This window comes from Variovorax sp. J2L1-78 (assembly GCF_030317205.1).
Classification (GTDB): Bacteria; Pseudomonadota; Gammaproteobacteria; order Burkholderiales; family Burkholderiaceae_C; genus Variovorax; species Variovorax arabinosiphilus.
Map to the genome: position 1 here is coordinate 756,249 of NZ_JASZYB010000002.1, position 16,444 is coordinate 772,692.

16 protein-coding genes are annotated in these 16,444 nt (G+C 69.4%); 15 read left to right on the forward strand and 1 reads right to left on the reverse strand.

What is annotated here, in order from left to right:
* The first annotated feature begins 57 nt into the window (after nucleotides 1-57).
* From QTH86_RS17485 to QTH86_RS17555, 15 genes are all read left to right on the forward strand, one after another.
* Nucleotides 58-1,626 carry an ABC transporter substrate-binding protein gene (locus QTH86_RS17485; RefSeq protein WP_286647467.1) on the forward strand — a complete coding sequence of 523 codons (1,569 nt, stop codon included), beginning with the start codon at nucleotides 58-60 and terminating at the stop codon, nucleotides 1,624-1,626.
* The gene (locus QTH86_RS17490; RefSeq protein WP_286647468.1) at nucleotides 1,623-2,594 is read left to right on the forward strand and encodes an ABC transporter permease; all 972 of its coding nucleotides are present in this window, start codon (nucleotides 1,623-1,625) and stop codon (nucleotides 2,592-2,594) included. Before QTH86_RS17485 ends, QTH86_RS17490 begins: the two co-directional genes overlap by 4 nt.
* Nucleotides 2,591-3,439 carry an ABC transporter permease gene (locus QTH86_RS17495; RefSeq protein WP_286647469.1) on the forward strand — a complete coding sequence of 283 codons (849 nt, stop codon included), beginning with the start codon at nucleotides 2,591-2,593 and terminating at the stop codon, nucleotides 3,437-3,439. Before QTH86_RS17490 ends, QTH86_RS17495 begins: the two co-directional genes overlap by 4 nt.
* Nucleotides 3,436-5,085, forward strand: a complete 1,650-nt coding sequence (locus QTH86_RS17500) for an ABC transporter ATP-binding protein (RefSeq protein WP_286647470.1) — start codon at nucleotides 3,436-3,438, stop codon at nucleotides 5,083-5,085. The genes QTH86_RS17495 and QTH86_RS17500 overlap by 4 nt, the downstream gene beginning before the upstream one ends.
* Nucleotides 5,086-5,106: 21 nt before the next feature.
* The gene (locus QTH86_RS17505; RefSeq protein WP_286647471.1) at nucleotides 5,107-6,054 is read left to right on the forward strand and encodes a 2-hydroxyacid dehydrogenase; all 948 of its coding nucleotides are present in this window, start codon (nucleotides 5,107-5,109) and stop codon (nucleotides 6,052-6,054) included.
* Nucleotides 6,055-6,088: 34 nt separating this feature from the next.
* Entirely contained in the window at nucleotides 6,089-7,459 is a 1,371-nt protein-coding gene (locus QTH86_RS17510) for an aminotransferase (RefSeq protein WP_286647472.1), read from the forward strand.
* Nucleotides 7,456-8,514, forward strand: a complete 1,059-nt coding sequence (locus tag QTH86_RS17515) for a histone deacetylase family protein (protein ID WP_286647473.1) — start codon at nucleotides 7,456-7,458, stop codon at nucleotides 8,512-8,514. Before QTH86_RS17510 ends, QTH86_RS17515 begins: the two co-directional genes overlap by 4 nt.
* A gap of 10 nt (nucleotides 8,515-8,524) precedes the next feature.
* Entirely contained in the window at nucleotides 8,525-9,430 is a 906-nt protein-coding gene (locus tag QTH86_RS17520; RefSeq protein WP_286647474.1) for a DMT family transporter, read from the forward strand.
* Nucleotides 9,431-9,465: 35 nt separating this feature from the next.
* Nucleotides 9,466-10,194 (forward strand): GntR family transcriptional regulator, encoded by a 729-nt coding sequence (locus QTH86_RS17525; protein WP_286647475.1) that lies wholly within the window; start codon nucleotides 9,466-9,468, stop codon nucleotides 10,192-10,194.
* A 20-nt stretch (nucleotides 10,195-10,214) separates the two neighbouring features.
* Nucleotides 10,215-11,243: a histone deacetylase family protein gene (locus tag QTH86_RS17530; protein WP_286647476.1), complete on the forward strand. Its 1,029-nt coding sequence runs from the start codon at nucleotides 10,215-10,217 to the stop codon at nucleotides 11,241-11,243.
* On the forward strand, nucleotides 11,240-12,298 hold the full coding sequence (locus QTH86_RS17535; protein ID WP_286647477.1) for a phosphotransferase: 1,059 nt from the start codon (nucleotides 11,240-11,242) through the stop codon (nucleotides 12,296-12,298). The genes QTH86_RS17530 and QTH86_RS17535 overlap by 4 nt, the downstream gene beginning before the upstream one ends.
* A gap of 14 nt (nucleotides 12,299-12,312) precedes the next feature.
* Nucleotides 12,313-13,596 carry an aspartate aminotransferase family protein gene (locus tag QTH86_RS17540; protein WP_286647478.1) on the forward strand — a complete coding sequence of 428 codons (1,284 nt, stop codon included), beginning with the start codon at nucleotides 12,313-12,315 and terminating at the stop codon, nucleotides 13,594-13,596.
* Nucleotides 13,597-13,605: 9 nt separating this feature from the next.
* The gene (locus QTH86_RS17545) at nucleotides 13,606-15,006 is read left to right on the forward strand and encodes an amidase family protein (RefSeq protein WP_286647479.1); all 1,401 of its coding nucleotides are present in this window, start codon (nucleotides 13,606-13,608) and stop codon (nucleotides 15,004-15,006) included.
* 116 nt (nucleotides 15,007-15,122) lie between these two features.
* On the forward strand, nucleotides 15,123-15,560 hold the full coding sequence (locus QTH86_RS17550) for an Hsp20/alpha crystallin family protein (RefSeq protein ID WP_286647480.1): 438 nt from the start codon (nucleotides 15,123-15,125) through the stop codon (nucleotides 15,558-15,560).
* Nucleotides 15,561-15,694: 134 nt separating this feature from the next.
* On the forward strand, nucleotides 15,695-16,018 hold the full coding sequence (locus QTH86_RS17555; RefSeq protein ID WP_286647694.1) for an Hsp20/alpha crystallin family protein: 324 nt from the start codon (nucleotides 15,695-15,697) through the stop codon (nucleotides 16,016-16,018).
* Nucleotides 16,019-16,114: 96 nt separating this feature from the next.
* On the opposite strand, the gene QTH86_RS17560 is transcribed toward QTH86_RS17555, so the two are convergent.
* Nucleotides 16,115-16,399, reverse strand: a complete 285-nt coding sequence (locus tag QTH86_RS17560) for a cupin domain-containing protein (protein ID WP_286647481.1) — start codon at nucleotides 16,397-16,399, stop codon at nucleotides 16,115-16,117.
* Nucleotides 16,400-16,444 lie beyond the last annotated feature (45 nt).

Below are 16,444 nucleotides of genomic sequence, written 5' to 3' on the forward strand. Positions count from 1 at the left end.
GGCGGGCCGCTTCCGGGGCCCGCCCGTCCACTCTTTACCTGACGGAGTCCACTTCCGATGAAACGACGCAACCTCCTCCAGCTGGGCGGCGCCACGGCCGGCCTCACGCTGGCCGGCATCCCGCTGGAGCTGCTCGCCGCCGGCAAGAAGGGCGGCGTGATCAACGTCGCGCTGCAACCCGAGCCGCCCAGCATCATGATCGGCACGATCCAGAACGGTCCGGCCCTTCTGGTGGGAGGCAACATCTACGAAGGCCTGTTGAGTTACGACGAGCAGCTCACCCCGCAGCCCTCGCTGGCCACCGCGTGGACCGTGAGCCCCGATGGCCTGACCTACGTCTTCAAGCTCAAGCCCAACGTCAAGTGGCACGACGGCAAGCCCTTCACGGCGGCCGACGTGGTGTTCTCCATCGACGTCTTCCTGCGCAAGACGCATGCACGCGCACGCTCGAACATGGCGGTCGTGCAGAGCATCCGCGAGGTCGACCCGCTCACCGTCGAATTCAAGCTGAAGCAGCCTTTCGGCCCCTTCCTCGGCATCTTCCCGGCCAACGGCATGCCGATGGTGCCCAAGCACATCTACGAAGGCGCAGCCGACTTCCTCAAGCATCCGGCGCACGCCACGCCGATCGGCACCGGCCCCTTCAAGTTCAAGGAATGGGCGCGCGCGTCGTACATCCAGCTGGTGCGCAACGACGACTACCACGTCAAGGACGCGCCGCTGGTCGACAGCCTGTACTTCCACGTCATCCCCGACGCCGCCTCGCGCGCCAACGCCTTCGAGTCCGGCAAGATCGACGTGCTGCCCGGCGGCTCGGTCGAGTACTTCGACGTGGCGCGGCTGGCCAAGCTGCCCGGCGTCGTCGTGACCACCAAGGGCTGGGAGATGTTCGCGCCGCTGTCGTGGATCGTCATCAACAACCGCAAGGCGCCGATGGACAACGTGAAGTTCCGGCAGGCGCTGAGCCTCGCACTGGACCGCGAAGCCATGCGCAAGGTGGCCTGGTACGGCTATGCCGAGGTGCCCAACGGCCCCTTCAACCGGCACCTCAAATATGCGCGCGCCGACCTGCCCAAGCTGGCACGCGACAAGGACAAGGCCAAGCGGCTGCTGGCCGACGTCGGCTACAAGGGCGAACCCCTGCGTCTGCTGCCCCTGCCCTACGGCGAGACCTGGCAGCGCCTGGCCGAGATCACGCGCCAGAACCTGGCCGAGGTCGGCATCAAGGTCGAACTGGCACCGACCGATGTGGCCGGCTGGAACCAGCGGCTCAACGAGTGGGACTTCGACCTGGCCTTCAACTTCCTCTACCAGCACGGCGACGCCGCACTGGGCGTGGCGCGCAACTACACCACGTCGAACATCGAGAAGGGCTCGCCCTTCAACAACGTCGAGGGTTACAGCAACCCCAAGGTCGACGCGCTGTTCGACCAGGGCCAGAAGGAGCTCGACCCGGCCAAGCGCCAGGCCATCTACTTCGAGGTGCAGAAGCTGCTCGTCGACGAGATGCCGGTGGCCTGGCTGCATGAGCTCAACTTCCCGACGGTGTACCGCGCCAGGGTCAACAACCCGATCAATTCGGGCGTGGGCCTGAACGACGGCTTCGCGAAGGCGTGGCTGGCATGAAGCGCACGCAATTCATGGTCAAGCGGGTGCTGCAGGGGCTGATCGCCATCTTGCTCATCGCCACCGTCAACTTCATGCTGGTGCGCGCCGCCCCGGGCGACCCGGTGTCGGTGATGGCCGGCGAGGCGGGCGCTTCGGACGCGCAGTTCGTGGCCCAGCTGCGTGCGCAGTTCGGCCTCGACAAGCCGATCACCACGCAGCTGGCCACCTACCTGGGCAAGGTGGTGCAGCTGGACCTGGGCTATTCCTACCGGCAGCAGCAGCCTGTGCTCAAGCTCATCCTGGACCGGCTGCCCGCCACGCTGCTGCTCACCGGCAGCGCCTTCGTGCTCTCGCTGATCTTCGGCATCACGCTGGGGGCGCTGTCGGCGCGAAAGGCGGGCACCTGGGTCGACAGCGCCATCAGCCTGGTGGCGCTCGTCTTCTACGCCACGCCGCTCTACTGGCTGGCGCTCATGGCCGTGCTGGTCTTCACGGTGCAGCTCGACTGGCTGCCCGGCTTCGGCTTCAGCACGGTGGGCTCCGGCGCCACCGGCCTCGCGCTGGCCTGGGACATCGCGCAGCATCTGGTGCTGCCGGTGCTGACGCTGGCGCTGTTCTACATGGCCGTGTATGCGCGCATGACCCGCGCCGCCATGCTCGAGGTCGCGCAGATGGACTTCGTGAAGACGGCGCGCGCCAAGGGCGTGAAGCCGGGCCGCATCCTGCGCGCCCACGTGCTGCGCAACGCGCTGCTGCCGGTCGTCACGCTGGCCGGCATCCAGGCCGGCGGCCTGATCGGCGGCGCGGTGCTGACCGAGACCGTGTTTGCGTGGCCGGGCCTGGGCCGACTGATGTTCGATGCGCTGCTGCAGCGCGACTACAGCCTGCTGCTGGGCACCTTCCTGGTGACCGCCGCCATGGCCGTGCTGTTCAACCTCATCACCGACCTCGTCTACACCCTGGTCGACCCGCGGATCGAGCTATGACACTCAAGAGTCCTTTCATGCGGCGCTACATGCGCAACAAGGGTGCCGTCGCCGGCACGGTCGTGCTGCTGCTGGTCGCCTTCATCGCCGTCTTCGGCCCGTGGATCGCCACCAACGACCCCTGGGGCATGGTGCAACAGCCCTTCCTGCGGCCGTGGACCGAGCCCGGCTTCGCCATGGGCACCGACACGCTCGGCCGCGACATCCTCTCGGGCGTGATCTACGGTGCGCGCATCTCGCTGCTGATCGGGCTGGTGTCGACCGTGGTCGCGCTGCTCATCGGCGTCACGCTCGGCGCCATCGCCGGCTACTTCGGCGGCTGGGTCGACGCGGCGCTGATGCGCTTCACCGAGATCTTCCAGGCGGTGCCGAGCTTCGCGCTGGCCATCGTGCTGGTCGCGATCTTCCAGCCGTCGGTGGGTTCCATCGTCGCGGCCATCGCGATCGTGTCGTGGCCGCCGGTGGCGCGCCTGGTGCGCAGCGAGTTCCTCACGCTGCGCCAGCGCGACTTCGTGCAGGCCGCGCTGCTGGCCGGCCAGTCGACCCCGCGCATCATCCTCACGCAGATCCTGCCCAACGCCATGTCGCCCATCATCGTGATGGCCTCGCTGATGATCGCCACCGCGATCCTGCTGGAGTCGAGCCTGAGCTTCCTCGGCCTGGGCGACCCGAACCAGATGAGCTGGGGTTACATGGTCGGCTCGGCGCGCACCGTGCTGCGCCAGGCCTGGTGGATGGCGCTGTTCCCGGGCCTGGCCATCGTGCTGACGGTGTTGGCGCTCAACCTCGTGGGCGAAGGCCTGAACGATGGCTTGAACCAGCGGCTCGACGGGAGAACGAAATGAGCGTCACCGCCATCAAGCCCGTGCAGCCGGTGCTGGAGGTCGTCGACCTGAGCATCTGCCTGCCGTCCGGCGCCGACCGTTCGCTGGCCGTCGAAGGCGCCTCGCTGTCGGTGCTGCCGGGCCAGACGCTGTGCGTCGTGGGCGAATCCGGATCGGGCAAGTCGATGATCGCCAATTCGGTGATGGGCCTGCTGCCGCAGCCGCACGTGCGGCCGGTGGGAGGAAAGATCCTCTTCGAGGGCATCGACCTGCTCACGCTGACCGAGCCGCAGATGCGCGAGCTGCGTGGCCGCCGCATCGGCATGGTGTTCCAGGAGCCGATGACCGCGCTGAACCCGGTGATGCGCATCGGCGAGCAGATCGGCGAGGTGTTCGACGCGCACATGAACGTGCCGGCCGACGAGAAGCGCAAGCGCATCCTCGCCGCGCTGGCCGACGTCGGACTGCCCGAGCCCGAGCTGCTGATCGACGCCTATCCCTTCCGCCTGTCGGGCGGCCAGCGCCAGCGCGTGATGATCGCCTGCGCGCTCATCCTCGAGCCGGTGCTGCTCATCTGCGACGAGCCGACCACCGCGCTCGACGTGACCACGCAGGCGCAGATCCTCAAGCTGGTGCGCGAGCTGCAGCAGCGCCGCGGCACCGCGGTGCTTTTCATCACGCACGATTTCGGCGTGGTGTCGGAGATCGCCGACCACGTCGTCGTGATGCAGACCGGCAAGGTCGTCGAGGCCGGCCCGGCGCGCGACGTGCTGCAGGCCCCGCAGCATCCGTACACGCGCAAGCTGATCGATGCCATTCCCACCGGCACCGCCACGCGCGGCCCGTCGACCAGCGACGCGCCCTACGTGCTGCAGGTGCAGGAACTGTGCAAGACCTACCGCTCGGGCAACGGCCTGTTCAAGCGTGGCCGTGCGGTGCAGGCCGCCAAGGACATCAGCTTCGACCTGCGCCGCGGTGAGACGCTGGGCGTGGTGGGCGAATCCGGTTCGGGCAAGTCGAGCGTGGGCCGCTGCCTGGTCGGGCTCGCGCCCTTCGACAGCGGGCGCATCCTCTTCAACGGACGCAACCTGGCACAGGGCGGCAACTTCCGCGCGGCGGCCGAAGGCAAGATCCAGATGGTCTTCCAGGACCCGTACGCCTCGCTCAACCCGCGCCACCGCGTCGGCGCGGCCATCGCGGGCGGCCCGATCGCGCAAGGCGTGAGCAAGTCCGAGGCGACGGCGCGCACGATGGCGCTGCTCAAGCTCGTCGGCCTGGGCGCCGATGCGGCCGAGCGCTACCCGCATGAATTCTCGGGCGGTCAGCGCCAGCGCATCGGCATCGCCCGCGCGCTCGCGATGCAGCCGTCGCTGCTGGTGGCCGATGAGCCGGTGTCGGCCCTCGACGTGTCGGTGCAGGCGCAGGTGCTCGAGCTCTTCGCGCAGGTGCGCGAGGAATTCCAGCTGGCCATGGTCTTCATCACGCACGACCTGCGCGTGGCCGGCCAGATGTGTGACCACATCGCCGTCATGCAGCGTGGCGTGGTGGTCGAATACGGGGAAACGGCCAAGGTGCTGGGCGACCCGCAGCACGCGTACACGCGCAAGCTGATCGAGGCCGTGCCCCGGCTCGCATCCCCCGCCGAACCCCCAGCCCTCGTGGCCTGACACACGATCGAAGAAGAGAAGATGAAGAAGCCCCCCGTCGTCGCGCTGCTGAGTTCGGCGATCCACATGCAGTACCTGGCCGATGCGTTCGAGCAAGCCCAGCCGGGCATCGACGTGCGCCTGGGCGACGACCTCGGCGCGCTGGAAGACATCGACGTCGCCGTCTGCTGGTTCCCGCCCCACGGCCGGCTCGCGCAGTTCCCGAACCTGCAGCTGGTGCAGTCGCTGGCGGCTGGCGTCGACCACATCCTGGCCGACCCCGAGCTGCCGCGCCAGCTGCCGCTGTGCCGCATCGTCGACGACACGATGGCCGCGGGCATGAAGGCCTATGTGAGCTGGGCCGTGGTGCAGCACCACCGCGGCATGAAGGCGTATGTGGCCAGTTCGGACGCCGCGGAGTGGGAAGAGCAGCCCGTGGTCTCGCCGCGCCGGCACCGCGTGGGCATCGCCGGCCTCGGCACGCTGGGCCTGGCCTGCGCCGATGCACTGTCGACCATCGGCTACCAGGTGCGCGGCTGGAGCCGCAGCGCGAAGAGCGATCTGCCCGAAGGCGTGACCGGCTTCCACGGTGCCGACCAGCTCGACGACTTCCTGTCGGGCTGCGACACGCTGGTGTGCCTGCTGCCGCTCACACCGCAGACGCAGGGCTTTCTCGATGCGGCGCTGTTCGCCAAGCTGCCGCGGGGCGCGCACCTGGTCAACGTCGGCCGTGGCGACCACCTGGTCGAAGCCGACCTGCTGCCCGCACTCGCGAGCGGTCAGCTCTCGGCCGCCACGCTCGACGCGTTTTCGGTCGAGCCGCTGCCGAAGGACCACCCCTTCTGGGGCCACCCGGACATCCTCGTCACGCCGCACATCGCGACGCGCACCGACCGCCTCGTCATCGCCCAGCAGACGCTCGCCAACCTGGCCACCATTCGCCAGGGCGAACGCCCGCTCAACCAGATCGACCTGGAACGCGGCTACTGAGCTGCCACCCGCCGATCACACAAGGAGACTCTCCATGAACGCAAGCACCCACGCCGAGAACGCAGCGCACGACGTCGCGTCGCACCTGCACCCCTTCACCAACCTCGCGACCCATCCGCAGGTCGGCCCGCTGGTCATCACGCGCGGCGACGGCATCTTCGTGGAAGACGACCAGGGCCGCCGTTACCTCGAAGCGATGTCGGGCCTGTGGTGCGCGTCGCTGGGCTTCAGCAATGCCCGCCTGGCCAAGGCCGGCAGCGACGCGCTGCACGGCCTGCCGTACTACCACACGTTCAACGGCCGCTCGAACCCGGCCGCCATCGCGCTGGCCGACAAGCTCATCGCGCTGGCCCCGGTGCCGATGTCGAAGGTCTTCTTCGCCAACAGCGGCTCCGAGGCCAACGACTCGGCCGTGAAGCTGGTCTGGTACTACCACAACGCCATCGGCAAGCCGGCCAAGAAGAAGATCATCGCGCGCAAGAACGCGTACCACGGCGTCACCGTCGCGGCCGCGAGCCTGAGCGGCCTGGTGCCGAACCACCGCGACTTCGACCTGCCGATCGACCGCATCCTGCATGTCGACTGCCCGCACCACTTCCGCTATGCCGAACCGGGCGAGACCGAGGAGGCTTTCGCGACCCGCCTGGCCGACAACCTCGAGAAGCGCATCCTCGAGGAAGGCCCCGACACCGTGGGCGCCTTCATCGCCGAGCCGGTGATGGGCGCGGGCGGCGTGCTGGTGCCGCCGGCCACCTACTTCGAGAAGGTGCAGAAGGTGCTCGCGAAGTACGACGTGCTGCTGATCGCCGACGAGGTGATCTGCGGTTATGGCCGCACCGGCGAGATGTTCGGTTCGACCACCTTCGGCCTCAAGCCCGACATCCTGACCAGCGCCAAGGCGCTGTCGTCGGGCTACGTGCCGATCTCGGCCGTGATGGTCAACGAGAAGGTGCATGCCGCCGTCGCCGCCAACAGCGGGAAGATCGGCACCTTCGGCCACGGCTTCACCTATTCGGGCCACCCGGTGGCGTGCGCCATCGCGCTCGAGACGCTGAAGGTCTACGAGGACGAGAACATCCTCGCGCACGTGAAGTCGCTGGTGCCGCAGTTCCAGAAGGCGCTGCACGGCTACGAAGGCCGCAAGTACGTCGGCGAGGTGCGCGGCGTGGGCCTGATCGCGGCCATCGAGCTGTACGCCGACCCGGCCAAGCGCGTGTCCTTCGACCCCGCGAAGAAGGCCGGTGCCCGGCTGGCCGAGCTGGCGCTGGCGCAGGGCCTGATCGTGCGTGCCATGGGCGACTCCATCGCCTTCTGCCCGGCGCTCATCACCACCGCCGCCGAGATGGACGAACTCTTCGTGCGCTTCGAGCGCGCCATGGCCATCTTCGAAGAGACCTTCGCATGAAGGCCTTCTTCACCGACGACCAGCTGCTGCACGACCCGCAGCAGTACATGCGCGTCGGCCGCATCTGCAAGCCGACCGACCTGCCCAGCCGCGCGCATGCGCTGCGCGACGCGCTGGCCGGCCGCGGCATCGCGCTGGCCTCGCCGCCGGATGTGGGACGCGCGCCGCTCGAGGCGGTGCACAGCGCCGATTACCTCGACTACCTCGAGACGGCTTATGCGCAGTGGCGCGAGCTGAAGGTCTTCGGGCTGGAGCCGGGCATCGAGGTGCTGCCCAATCTCTCGCCGTACTACAACGGCGTGCCGGGCGTGGACCGCGCGCCGTGCCCGTCGCCCTCGCTCATCGCGCGCACCGGCTACTACATCAGCGACCTGTCGTGCCCGCTGGGGCCGCACACCTGGCGGTCGGTCCTGCGCTCGGCGCACACGGCGGTGGCCGCGGCCGATGCGGTGCTGGCCGGCGACGACGTGGCCTACGCGCTGTGCCGGCCCTCGGGCCACCATGCGCACCGCGACCGCGCGGGCGGCTTCTGCTACATCAACAACAGCGCCATCGCGGCGCAGCGGCTGCGCCAGACGCACGGCCGCGTGGCGGTGCTCGACGTCGACGCCCACCATGGCGACGGCACGCAGAACATCTTCTATGCGCGCGGCGACGTGCTCACCGTGTCGACGCATGCCGACCCGGGCGGCTACTACCCGTTCTACACCGGCTATGCGCACGAGCGCGGCGTCGGTGCGGGCGAGGGCTTCAACCTCAACCTGCCGTTGGCGCACGGCACGGGCAACGACGAGTTCCTCGACGCGGTCGACCGCGGCGTGGCGGCGTTGCGCGACTTCGCACCGGGTGCGCTGGTGCTGCCGCTGGGCTTCGACACCTACAAAGACGACCCCATCAGCGTGCTGAAGCTCGACCTCGAGGCCTACCGCGCGCTCGGCGAGCGGATCGGTGCACTGCAGTTGCCGACCGTGGTGGTGCAGGAGGGCGGCTACATGGTCGAGGCCATCGGCCCGGCGCTCGACCGCTTCGTGCAGGGCTTCCTGTCCACCCGATGAACGTCACGGAATGAGCGCCGCCATCGCCTCGCTGCGCCCGCCGGGCTCCCGAAGCGCGGGCGTCGCGATCTTCTTCTGCGCGCTGGTGGCCTTCGCGTCGTACGACGCGTTCTGCAAGTACATGCTGCAGTTCTATTCGGCGCCCTTCGTCAACGTGATGCGCTACTTCGCGGTCATCGGCATCGCCTTCGCGATGCTGCTGCACCACGGCGACCTGCGCATCTGGCGCGCGCCGCAGAAGCCGCTGCTGCTGCTGCGCGGCGTGATGCTGGCGACGGTGGCCACCTGCTTCATGACGGCACTGCTGTGGATGCCGCTGGCCGAGGCCACCGCCATCTACTTCACCGCGCCGCTGCTGATGGTCGCGCTGTCGCCCTGGCTGCTGGGCGAGACGGTGCGGCGCAGCCGCTGGATCGCGGTGATCGTGGGCTTCGGCGGCATGCTGCTCATCGTGCGGCCCGGCGGCAACCTGCCGCTGCTGGGCACGGTGCTGATGGCCGTGTCGGCCGTCTGCTACGCGGTCTTCCAGCTGCTGACGCGGCGCCTGGCCGGCCACGTCGCGAGCCCCGTGCAGTACGCGTACACGGCGATCGTCTGCCTGGTGGTCACGGCGATCCCCGCGCCCTTCTTCTGGCCGACGCAGCATGTGCCCGTCGGCGACGCGCTGCTGTTGCTGGCCGGCGGCGCCTGCAGCGGCGCGGCGCAATGGCTGCTGCTGGCCGCGTTCTCGCGGGTGGAGGCTTCGACGCTGGCGCCGCTCAACTACTTCCAGCTGCTGCTGGCGGTGCTGATCAGTTCCTTCTTCTTCCACCGACCGCCCGACACGCTGGCGATCGCCGGCATCGCGTTGATCATGTGCGCCGGCATGTACATCGCGCGCGCACGTCCGACGCCGCAGCGGGTCGCCATCGAATAAGAACGGGCCACCGGCTCCAGCGAGACACACCTTCCATGGCTCTTTCCACATCGTCCGACGCCACCTTCTTCGAATCCGTCGAGTCGACCGACCTCGTCGGGCTGGTCGAGGCCGAACTCACGCGTGCCATCGTCGAAGGCCACCTGCCGCCGGGCAGCCGCATCGTCGAGGCCGACATCGCGCGGCGTATGGGCATCAGCCGCGCACCGGTGCGCGAGGCGGCTCGCCGGCTGGAGCGGCAGGGCGTGCTGGTTTCGCGGCCGCGCCATGGCTTCGCGGTGCGCACGATCAGCGTGCAGGAGATCGACGACCTGTACGAGGTGCGCCTGAGCATCGAACTCACGTCCATCGAGCTGGCCTGCCGAAGGGCCGACGACGCGGGCCTCGCGCGCGTCAAGGCGCTGGTCGACACCATGGTGCGCGAGGCCGCGACGCAGGCGCAGGACGAACGCATCACGAGCGACCTGGAACTGCACACGCTGATCTGCGAACTCTCGGGCAATGCGCACCTGCGCCGCATCTACCAGAACACACAGACCGAGCTGCGGATGATCATCGCGCTCATCGATGCGGTCTACCACGACCCGGCCACCGTGGCCTCGCTGCACTACCCCATCGTCGACGCATTGATGAAGCGCGACGCCGAAGCGGCCAAGACGGCCATGCGCGTGCATCTCGAGGACGCGTGGCAAAACGTGCGCGCGCTGTTCGTGAAGCAGCACGGCGCAGCCCCTGCGTTTCCCGCCACGCCATCCCCCGCCTGAACCGTTCAAGGACATCCGCGATGAAAGTCGTCTACACCGACACCCACAAAGACCACGACCCGCAACTCTTCATGGTGCGCGGCAAGCTCAAGCGCAGCAACGAGCAGCCCGAGCGCGCCTTCCGCCTGCTGAAGGCGGTGCAGGCCGAGGGCCACGAGGTCATTGCGGGCCAGGACTTCGGCCCCGCCCCGCGCGCGGCCATCCACACGCCCGAGTACCTGCGCTTCCTCGAAACGGCCCATGCACGGTGGCAGCTGCTGGACGACCCGTCGGACGAGGTCATGCCCAACATCCATCCCTTCCCCGGCCAGCCCTGCAGCTACCCGGAGAGCGTGGTCGGTCAGGCCGGCTTCCACATGGGCGACAACGCGTGCTCGATCGGCGCGCACACGTGGCAAGCCGCCATCGCCTCTGCGAACATGGCCACGCACGCCGCGCAGCTGGTGCTCGACGGCGAGCGTGCCGCCTACGCGCTGTGCCGTCCGCCGGGCCACCATGCCTATGTCGACCGCGCCAACGGCTTCTGCTACCTCAACAACGTGGCGATCGCAGCGCAGCATCTGCGCGCGGCGCACCCGCGCGTGGCGATCCTCGACATCGACGTGCACCACGGCAACGGCACACAGGGCATCTTCTACCGGCGCAGCGACGTGCTGACGATTTCGCTGCACGGCGACCCGCGCAATTTCACGCCCTTCTTCACCGGCTACGCGCACGAGCGTGGCGAAGGCGAAGGCCTGGGCTACAACATTAACAAGCCGCTGGCGCTGGGCACCGACATCGACGGCTACCTGCCCGCGCTGCGCGACGCCTGCGACAGCATCCGCGCCTTCGCGCCCGGTGCGGTGGTGGTGGCACTCGGCCTCGACGCACACGAGAAGGACCCGTACAAGGGCATGAAGATCACCACGCCCGGCTTCGAAGTGCTGCTGGCCGAGATCGCGCGCCTGGGCCTGCCGACCGTGCTGGTCCAGGAGGGCGGTTACCTGTCGGACGACCTCGGTCCCAACATCGCGAGCGCGTTGCGCGGCTTTGCGAGTGCTGCATGAGCCCGGCGACTGAATTCGACGACGCGCAGGTGCTGAGCGAAGGCTCGCCCGAACTCGATGACGCCTGGGTGCGCGCGCTGGCGCAGGAGCGCTGGGGCATCGCCGGCGAAATGAAGCCGCTGACCGGCGAGCGCGACCGCAACTACCGGCTGGAGCGCGCCTCCGACGGCGCGCGCTTCATGCTGAAGATCTCGCACCCGGCCGAAACCCCGCTGGTCGCCGACTTCCAGACGCAGGCCTTGCTGCATCTGGCCAAGGCCGATCCCACGCTGCCGGTGCAGCGCATCGTGCCGACACTGGACGGCGCACCCTCGATCGTGGTGGACCCGGGCGACGGCCTGCCGCGCGTCGCACGCGTCTTCACCTACCTGCCCGGCCTGCCGCTGCCCGAGGCGCCGCGCACGCCGCTGCAGCAGCAGAACCTGGCGCGCATGCTGGCGCGGCTCGACGTGGCGCTGGCCGGCTTCGACCACCCGGCCGGCGACCTGCCCCTGCCCTGGGACCTGCAGCGCGCTGAGAGCGTGCGCGGCCTGCTCGCGCACATCGCCGACGCCGACCGCCGCGCGCTCGCCACCGCGGCGCTCGACCGCTTCGAGCACGCGGCCCAGCCGGTGCTGCGCACGCTGCCCGCGCAGCCGATCCACAACGACTTCAACATCTACAACGTGCTGGTCGACCCGCAGGACACCGACCGCATCGCGGCCATCCTCGACTTCGGCGACATGGTGCGCGCGCCGTGCATCGACGACCTGGCCGTGGCCGCGGCCTACCAGATCGGCACCGACGATGCGCCCTTCGCGCACATCGTGCCCTTCGTCGCCGCGTACCACGCGGTCCGGCCACTGTTGGCGACCGAACTCGACCTGCTCTTCGCGTTGATCACGGCACGGCTGGTGATGGTGGTCGCCATCAGCGGCTGGCGCGCCGCGCGCTATCCGGAGAACGCGGCCTACCTGCTGCGCAATAACCCGCTGTCGTGGGCGCGGCTGCAGGCCTGCGAACGCGTCGGCAACGCCGATGCCACGGCCGCCTTCCGCAGCGCCTGCGGTCTCTGAATCGAAAGCATCCCATGTCCGCCCTTCCTGCCGACACCCAGGCCCTGATGGAACGCCGCGCCCGTGTGCTCGGCCCGGCCTACCGCCTGTTCTACGAGACGCCGCTGCACCCGGTGCGCGGCGACGGCGTGTGGCTGCACGACGGCGACGGCAAACGCTACCTCGACGCCTACAACAACGTGGCCTCGGTCGGCCACTGCCATCCGCATGTGGTCGAGGCCATCGCGCGGCAGGCGAGCATCCTCAACACGCACACGCGCTACCTGCACGAAGGCGTGCTCGACTATGCCGAGCGCCTGCTCGCGACCATGCCGCAGGAACTTGCGCATGCGATGTTCACCTGCACGGGCAGCGAGGCGAACGACCTCGCGATGCGCATCGCCAGGGCGCATACCAAGGCCGAAGGCCTGATCGTTACGCGCTTCGCGTACCACGGCGTGACCGCATCGATCGCCGAGGCCTCGCCGTCGCTCGGGAAGTTCGTGCAGCTGGGGGCCAGCGTGCGCACCGTGCCCGCACCCGACAGCTACCGCATCGCGCCTTCCGACATGGGTCGCGCCTTCGCGGCCGGCGTGCGCGAAGCCATCGCCGACCTGAAGGCCCACGGCATGCGCCCCGCCGCGCTGCTGGTCGACACATCCTTCTCGAGCGACGGCATCTTCACCGACCCACCGGGCTTCCTGCAGGACGCGGTCGAGGCGGTGCGCGAGGCCGGCGGTGTCTTCATCGCCGACGAGGTGCAGGCCGGGTTGGGCCGCACGGGCGATGCGATGTGGGGCTTCCAGCGCCACGGCGTGGTGCCCGACATCGTCACCATGGGCAAGCCGCTGGGGGCCGGCCACCCGCTCGCCGGCATCGCGATCCGCCCCGAGGTGCTGGCCGCCTTCGGCCGCGAGTGCCGCTACTTCAACACCTTCGGCGGCAACCCGGTGTCGATGGCCGCCGGCATGGCGGTGCTCGACGTGGTCGAGCGCGAAGGCCTGGTCGCGAATGCGCAGCGCGTCGGCGCCTACCTGCGTGGGCGACTCACGCAGCTCGTGGACCGCCACGCGCTGATCGGCGACGTGCGCGGCGCCGGCTTCTTCGTCGGCGTCGAGATGGTGAGCGACCGCCCCGCGCGCACGCCGGCCACGGCCGAGACGGCGCGCATCGTCAATGCGATGCGCGAACGGGGCGTGCTGTTCAGCGCCACGGGCGAGCAGGCGAACATCCTGAAGATCCGGCCGCCGCTGGTGTTCGACCAAACCCATGCCGACCTCCTGGTCGAGACGCTGGACAGCGTGCTCGCTGCGCTGTAAACCGCGACCATGACCGACATCTGGCGCCTCTCCGCTTCCGACGTCGCGCAGCACATCGCGCGACGCCAATTCTCCGCCGTCGAAGCCGCGCAGGCCGCCCTGGCGCGGCTCGATGCCGTCAACCCACGGCTCAACGCGGTGGTCGACTGGCGCCCTGACGAGGTGCTGCAGCGCGCCGACGCCATCGATGCCGCGCTGGCCCGCGGCGAAGACTGCGGCCCGCTCGCCGGCGTGCCGATCACCGTGAAGGTGAACATCGACCAGGCCGGCTTCGCGACCACCAATGGCGTGACGCTGCAGAAGGACCGCATCGCGGCGACGAACAGCCCGGTGGTCGACAACTTTTTGAAGGCGGGCGCGGTGATCGTCGGCCGCACCAACACGCCGGCCTTCAGCTACCGCTGGTTCACCGACAACCGGCTGCACGGCCGCACGGTCAACCCGCGCGATGCGTCGCTCACGCCCGGCGGCTCGTCCGGCGGCGCGGCCTCGGCCATCGCGGCCGGCATCGGCCACCTCGCGCACGGCACCGACATCGCCGGCTCGATCCGCTACCCGGCCTACGCCTGCGGCGTGCACGGGCTGCGGCCCTCGCTGGGCCGCGTGGCCGCCTTCAATGCGTCGGGGCCGGAACGCAACATCGGCGGCCAGATCACCGCCGTGTCGGGGCCGATCGCGCGCACCATCGGCGACATCCGCCTGGGCCTGGCCGCCATGTCCGGCGCCGACGACCGCGACCCGTGGTGGGTACCGGCGCCGCTCACCGGCCCCGACATGCCGCGCACCGTCGGCCTGTGCGTGCGGCCCGACGGGCTCGACACGTCCCCGGCGGTGGCCGCCGCGCTGGTCGATGCCGCCGAACGCCTGCGCGATGCCGGCTGGCAGGTGGAGGAACTCGACGACGTGCCGCCGCTGCAGGACGCCTGCACCACGCAGATCGTGCTGTGGATGGGCGACGGCTACGACGCGATGGTCTCCGCCGCACAGCAGGAAGGCGATGCCGGTGCCATCGCGGCGCTCGCGGGCCAGGCCAGCCTCGTCGGCGCGGCGGGCGCGCCGGACCTGTCGAAGGCGCTGATCCGCCGGGCCACGCTGGCGCGTGCCTGGCAGGAATTCACCACGCGCTACCCGGTGCTGCTGATGCCGGCGAGCGCCGAGCTGCCCTTCGCGTCGGACCTCGACCTGCAGGGGCCGGACGCCTACGCGCGGGTGTGGGCCGCGCAGGCGCCGATGATCGGCCTGCCGCTCACCGGGCTGCCGTCGCTGGTCGTTTCCACCGGCATGGCCGGCACGCGCCCGGTCGGCGTGCAGCTGGTGGCGGGGCGCTTCCGCGAAGACCTGCTGCTGGCGGCTGGCGAGGCCATCGAGGCGCGCGGAACGCCGCCGATGCCGGTCGATCCGGCGGTTTAAAAAAGCGAAATCTCCGCTCTTGAAGTCGTCCGGGCGTGCCCTATGTACGCCCTCGGAAGCGCTGGACACGCCTCCGGCGCCTCCTTCGTTTCAACGCATGAATGGAGGTTATCGCCATGTATCGATCGCTTTTTCCGCGCGACATGTTCGCCGAACTCGATCGCCTGCAGCGCGACATGCAGCAGGCCTTCGATCTGTCGCCCACCATCCGCGGCATCGGCCGCAACGGCTTTCCGGCCATCAACGTCGGCGGCACGCCGCAGTCCATCGAGGTCTTCGCCTTCGCGCCCGGCGTCGAGCCGGCGAAGCTGGAGGTGAACCTCGAACGCGGGCTGCTCACCATCGCCGGCGAACGCAAGAGCGACCTGCCGAAGCCCGAAGACAAGGCCGCCGTGCACATCAACGAGCGCTTCGAGGGCAGCTTCCGCCGTGTGCTCACGCTGCCCGACGACGCCGACCCGGACGCGGTCGACGCCAAATACCGCGACGGCGTGCTGCACATCAGCATCCAGCGGCGCGCGTCGGCCCAGCCGCGGCGCATCGCTGTCCAGTGAATTCGATCCTCGACACTGCAAGAAAGGAGTGCATCGTGAACACCTATCAGACACCGGCCACCACCCAGGGTGCGTCGAACACACCGAGCGCGCAGCAAAAGGCCCAGCCACGTTCGCGCTACAGCGACGCCGCGCTGACACCCCCGGTCGACGTCATCGAGGACAGCGGCGGCATCACCCTCTACGCCGACCTGCCGGGCGTGTCGCGCGACAAGCTGCAGCTGAACGTCGAGGCCGACACGCTGACCATCGAGGCCGAGTCGGCGCTGCCGTCGCCCGAGGGCCTGCAGTCGAGCCACACCGAGGTCGGCCTGGCGCGCTTTCGCCGCGTCTTCACGCTGAGCAAGGAGCTCGACACCGAGCAGGTCTCGGCCGAGTTCGCGCAGGGCGTGCTGCGCCTGCGCATCCCGAAGGCGCAGCATGCGCAGCCGCGCCGGGTCGAAGTGAAAGTGGGTTGAGGCCAGGGCACCCGCGGAACTGGCTCCGCCAGGCCGCTGGGTGCGCCCCCTTGAGGGGGAGGCGGCGACACGCAGTGCGCCGCATCGGGGGTGGGTCTATTTCAGTTCGATCTCCACGAAGACGAACTCGTGGTCGTTGGCGTTGATCACGTTGTGCTCGACGCCGGTGAGCCGCGTGTACGACACGCCAGCGGTCAGGGGGCTGCGCACCTCGCCGTTCGGCGTTTCGAGCAGCAGCGTGCCGGTGGTCATCGGCACCACGATGTAGTCCATGCCGTGGCGGTGGTAGCCGGTTTCGGCACCGGGCGGAAAACGCCACTCGGTGACGGTGACGCGGTCGTTGTCGATCTGGACGGTGGGGATGGCGGTGGGGCGGGTCATGCGGGCGATTGTGCAAGGCGCGTGCCCGCAATGCTGCATGCCAGT

Excerpts from the sequence above, each read along its gene's own strand:
- QTH86_RS17485 (WP_286647467.1), top strand. The coding sequence starts at position 58 with ATGAAACGACGCAACCTCCTCCAGCTGGGCGGCGCCACGGCCGGCCTC.
- QTH86_RS17490 (WP_286647468.1), top strand. The coding sequence starts at position 1,623 with ATGAAGCGCACGCAATTCATGGTCAAGCGGGTGCTGCAGGGGCTGATC.
- QTH86_RS17495 (WP_286647469.1), top strand. The coding sequence starts at position 2,591 with ATGACACTCAAGAGTCCTTTCATGCGGCGCTACATGCGCAACAAGGGT.
- QTH86_RS17500 (WP_286647470.1), top strand. The coding sequence starts at position 3,436 with ATGAGCGTCACCGCCATCAAGCCCGTGCAGCCGGTGCTGGAGGTCGTC.
- QTH86_RS17505 (WP_286647471.1), top strand. The coding sequence starts at position 5,107 with ATGAAGAAGCCCCCCGTCGTCGCGCTGCTGAGTTCGGCGATCCACATG.
- QTH86_RS17510 (WP_286647472.1), top strand. The coding sequence starts at position 6,089 with ATGAACGCAAGCACCCACGCCGAGAACGCAGCGCACGACGTCGCGTCG.
- QTH86_RS17515 (WP_286647473.1), top strand. The coding sequence starts at position 7,456 with ATGAAGGCCTTCTTCACCGACGACCAGCTGCTGCACGACCCGCAGCAG.
- QTH86_RS17520 (WP_286647474.1), top strand. The coding sequence starts at position 8,525 with ATGAGCGCCGCCATCGCCTCGCTGCGCCCGCCGGGCTCCCGAAGCGCG.
- QTH86_RS17525 (WP_286647475.1), top strand. The coding sequence starts at position 9,466 with ATGGCTCTTTCCACATCGTCCGACGCCACCTTCTTCGAATCCGTCGAG.
- QTH86_RS17530 (WP_286647476.1), top strand. The coding sequence starts at position 10,215 with ATGAAAGTCGTCTACACCGACACCCACAAAGACCACGACCCGCAACTC.
- QTH86_RS17535 (WP_286647477.1), top strand. The coding sequence starts at position 11,240 with ATGAGCCCGGCGACTGAATTCGACGACGCGCAGGTGCTGAGCGAAGGC.
- QTH86_RS17540 (WP_286647478.1), top strand. The coding sequence starts at position 12,313 with ATGTCCGCCCTTCCTGCCGACACCCAGGCCCTGATGGAACGCCGCGCC.
- QTH86_RS17545 (WP_286647479.1), top strand. The coding sequence starts at position 13,606 with ATGACCGACATCTGGCGCCTCTCCGCTTCCGACGTCGCGCAGCACATC.
- QTH86_RS17550 (WP_286647480.1), top strand. The coding sequence starts at position 15,123 with ATGTATCGATCGCTTTTTCCGCGCGACATGTTCGCCGAACTCGATCGC.
- QTH86_RS17560 (WP_286647481.1), bottom strand. The coding sequence starts at position 16,399 with ATGACCCGCCCCACCGCCATCCCCACCGTCCAGATCGACAACGACCGC.